Origin of the sequence: Umbribacter vaginalis (assembly GCA_001552935.1) — a bacterium.
GTDB classification, from domain to species: Bacteria; Actinomycetota; Coriobacteriia; order Coriobacteriales; family Eggerthellaceae; genus Berryella; species Berryella vaginalis.
The window spans coordinates 1355-3581 of the sequence record KQ959712.1 but is presented as its reverse complement, the minus strand read 5'-3'; the positions used below and the strand labels follow the sequence as shown (position 1 = coordinate 3581).

The window sequence follows — 2227 nt, the reverse complement described above, 5'->3', positions numbered from 1 at the left end:
TTTTTACTTCATTGTGTACTCTAACGGCGGCGATCAAGCGCAGCTTGGATTAAACCGTATTGTCGTTGAGTGGGAAAATATTGGTCATGTAGACCTACAAAAAGAGTCTGCTAATCACGAGATCTCGGACAATAATTCGTGTTACTCCTTAAAAGGAGCGGAATATGGTTTATACGCCTCGCGCGATGATGCTATCAATGGCAAAGATCCCGTGCGTACACTAACCACTGATGAGGGTGGATACGCAAAAGAAGAAAACCTCAAATGCGGTACGTATTACGCAAAAGAGATCAAGCCATCTCCAGGATATTTACTTGATGAAAATGAGCCATATGTTGTAACGGTTAAGCCTAATGAAACAACACGTGTAAACGACTATACCGTAAAAGAGATGCCAGGTGATGACCCTATTGGTGTTCTTGTTGCTAAAAAAGATGCTGATTCAGGAGAGTTCAAAGGACAAGGTGACGGTACGCTTTTTGGTGCTGAGTTTACCTGCGAATTTTATCCAGGATACTTTGATAGTGCGGACGCTGCGCGTGCAAGCGGTAAACCTGCGCGCACGTGGGTGTATGCCACAGATGAAAAGGGTGTCGTGAATATTAGACGTGATCATCCAGTTGCAGGCGATCCAATCTATTTAGATAATTATGGCAATCCAGCTTTTCCCTTTGGTACATACATCTATTATGAAACTAAAGCACCTACAGGCTATCTTTTGCCTGATAGCCCTAGCATGTTTGTAACACGTGTGGTGTATGACATAACACAACCGTCACATACTCGTATTGAGGGGGATGTGTTTCCAACTGAGGGTAACCTCGGTACATCGACAACCATACAAAAAGAAAAAGCCGTTTATGGTGGCGTAACCGTTGAAAAACGTGACGATGATCTAAAAGAAAGCTATGCGCAAGGCGATGCAACCCTTGAGGGCATTACATATGAAATCGTTAATCGCTCGTATGGCTCTGTAGTGACCAGTGACGGTGTTGTACACGCACCAAATACGGTATGTGAGCAAATTACTACACGCAAGGATGGTAATCGCTACATCGCGACTACCAACAAACTGCCCTATGGTGATTATGAGATCTACGAGCTAAGTGCAAATAATTCATACCACAAATGCGACTTCAAGCGTGAGTTTTCTATTCGCGAAAACGGGGAGCAAATCGTCTATCAAAATGAAAATGCAAGTTATGACAGCGTTTTTCGTGGTGGGCTTGCAGTAGGTAAGATTGATAGAGAGCGTCAGGAACACATCGCGCGAGGAGATGCAACGCTTGAGAATTGCGAATTTAGTATCTTTAATGCATCTACTGCTGATGTAGTGGTGAATGGCAATCGCTATAAGCCTGGTGAGTGGATTATGGCAATCAATACCAATGCAGATGGTATCGCACAAACACCATCTAACCTTTTGCCTTATGGTACATATAAGGTAAAAGAGAGCGCTGAGCCTGATGGGTATTTGCTTAATTATGACTGGTCAACCTTGGTGGAAGTGCACGAGGATGGCAAAATTACGGATGCAACCTCAGTTGCACAAAGTGCTCCTAACCAGGTAAAACGTGGTGACATTAGTGTCGTTAAAGCAGATGCTGAGCTGGGTGAAAGTTACGCACAAGGCGATGCCACACTTGAGGGTATTACGTATGAAATCACAAACAAGTCGCGCCAGGCGGTTATGGTTGATGGTAAGGTGTATCAACCAGGCGAGGTGTGCGATAGAATCACAACGCGCTATGACGGTACACGCGTCATTGCAAAAATGCCTGAACATCGTCTTGCATACGGTACATACACCGTCCGTGAAGTAAAATCCAATGGCACGTATCTCAATGACGGCTATGAAAAGACTGTTACGATTGATGATGAAAATCAGCATGTCGAGCTAGCAGATCTCCTGGTATGGAGTGAGGATACCGTCTGCAAAGGTGGTGTCCGCCTTGGTAAAGCAGATGCGGAAACAGGCAGCAATATCGCTCTCGGTGGTGCAACCCTTGGTGGCGCTGAGTTCTGCATCACGAACAAATCACGCAATGACGTGGTAGTTGATGGCACACGCTACAAGCCAGGTGAAGTGTGCAAGGTAATTTATACCGAGCGCGATGGCGTGGCACAAACAAGTGCAAACGCGCTTCCGTATGGCACATATGAAGTCCACGAAACAAAAGCGCCTTTAGGTTATCTCATCAATTCAAAATGGACACGCACTTTCCAG

The 2227-nt window shown here is 45.2% G+C and carries 1 protein-coding gene; it reads left to right on the top strand.

The window, feature by feature from the left end:
• Positions 1–2227 (top strand): SpaA isopeptide-forming pilin-related protein (locus HMPREF3190_RS07700; RefSeq protein ID WP_449676334.1); only part of this gene is annotated, 2227 nt, incomplete at both ends.